The organism is Mesobacillus boroniphilus (assembly GCF_018424685.1).
GTDB classification, from domain to species: Bacteria; Bacillota; Bacilli; order Bacillales; family Cytobacillaceae; genus Mesobacillus; species Mesobacillus boroniphilus_A.
Window position 1 is genome coordinate 1 of record NZ_QTKX01000011.1, and the last position, 1,371, is coordinate 1,371.

At 47.3% G+C, this 1,371-nt stretch carries 9 tRNA genes and 2 rRNA genes; all 11 read right to left on the reverse strand.

Going from position 1 to position 1,371, the window contains the following annotated elements:
- Positions 1–85 (reverse strand): 16S ribosomal RNA (locus DYI25_RS22185); the annotation flags it as partial.
- A 184-nt stretch (positions 86–269) separates the two neighbouring features.
- A tRNA-Ala gene (locus tag DYI25_RS22190) sits at positions 270–345 on the reverse strand.
- Positions 346–359: 14 nt separating this feature from the next.
- Positions 360–436, reverse strand: a tRNA-Pro gene (locus tag DYI25_RS22195).
- Between the two features lie 19 nt (positions 437–455).
- A tRNA-Arg gene (locus DYI25_RS22200) sits at positions 456–532 on the reverse strand.
- Positions 533–555: 23 nt separating this feature from the next.
- Positions 556–644: transfer RNA gene (locus DYI25_RS22205), tRNA-Leu, on the reverse strand.
- 7 nt (positions 645–651) lie between these two features.
- Positions 652–726: transfer RNA gene (locus DYI25_RS22210), tRNA-Gly, on the reverse strand.
- Between the two features lie 36 nt (positions 727–762).
- A tRNA-Leu gene (locus DYI25_RS22215) sits at positions 763–847 on the reverse strand.
- Between the two features lie 40 nt (positions 848–887).
- A tRNA-Lys gene (locus tag DYI25_RS22220) sits at positions 888–963 on the reverse strand.
- A 10-nt stretch (positions 964–973) separates the two neighbouring features.
- Positions 974–1,046, reverse strand: a tRNA-Thr gene (locus DYI25_RS22225).
- Between the two features lie 28 nt (positions 1,047–1,074).
- A tRNA-Val gene (locus tag DYI25_RS22230) sits at positions 1,075–1,150 on the reverse strand.
- An 8-nt stretch (positions 1,151–1,158) separates the two neighbouring features.
- Positions 1,159–1,274, reverse strand: a 5S ribosomal RNA gene (gene rrf, locus DYI25_RS22235).
- Positions 1,275–1,371 lie beyond the last annotated feature (97 nt).

The following is a 1,371-nucleotide window of genomic DNA, read 5'->3' on the forward strand; positions in this document are numbered from 1 at the left end:
GCAAGCTAATGAAGATCCGCTCGACTTGCATGTATTAGGCACGCCGCCAGCGTTCGTCCTGAGCCAGGATCAAACTCTCCAAGAAAGAGTTATGAGTTAGCTCATAAAGTTAAAACGTTGGCTCATGTTCTTCTATAATAGAAGCCATGATAATTTATTGTTTGTTGACGCTTGTTTGTTTAGTTTTCAAAGAACAATTCACCGACCAACTCATTACGTCAGCTTTATTATACTAACATGTATGATTAATATGGTCAAATGGTATGTTATGGTGGAGCCTAGCGGGATCGAACCGCTGACCTCCTGCGTGCAAGGCAGGCGCTCTCCCAGCTGAGCTAAGGCCCCATATTAAATTAAGATGGTCGGGAAGACAGGATTCGAACCTGCGACCCCTTGGTCCCAAACCAAGTGCTCTACCAAGCTGAGCTACTCCCCGTTATATTGAGAAAAAATAATGGCGCGCCCGAAAGGAGTCGAACCCATAACCTTCTGATCCGTAGTCAGACGCTCTATCCAATTGAGCTACGGGCGCATTTATAATAATTTTAGCTAACTTGGTGCCGAGGACCGGAATCGAACCGGTACGGTAGTCACCTACCGCAGGATTTTAAGTCCTGTGCGTCTGCCAGTTCCGCCACCCCGGCTAAGAAATGGAGCGGAAGACGGGATTCGAACCCGCGACCCCAACCTTGGCAAGGTTGTATTCTACCACTGAACTACTTCCGCATTTATAGAAAGTTAATTTGCTAGCGCAAAAAACTTTGGTGCGGGTGAAGGGAGTCGAACCCCCACGCCTTGCGGCGCCAGATCCTAAGTCTGGTGCGTCTGCCAATTCCGCCACACCCGCATATTTGATTGAATGTTATTTTACTTTCGTAAAAAAACATTGGTGAGCCATGAAGGACTCGAACCTTCGACCCTCTGATTAAAAGTCAGATGCTCTACCGACTGAGCTAATGGCTCGTACAAAAGGTGCCGGCAAGAGGACTTGAACCCCCAACCTACTGATTACAAGTCAGTTGCTCTACCAATTGAGCTACACCGGCATTTAGGATTATCTTAGTAGAAAATATATGGTGGAGGATGACGGGATCGAACCGCCGACCCTCTGCTTGTAAGGCAGATGCTCTCCCAGCTGAGCTAATCCTCCATATATATGCCTGGCGGCGTCCTACTCTCACAGGGGGAAACCCCCAACTACCATCGGCGCTGAGAAGCTTAACTTCCGTGTTCGGTATGGGAACGGGTGTGACCTTCTCGCCATCGCCACCAGACTATTTGGTTTGAGGAAAATTATTTTGCTTGCGCAAAAACTTTGTTCCCTCAAAACTAGATAATGTGTAAGAAGAATTTAGAAGAACGAGTAATCTA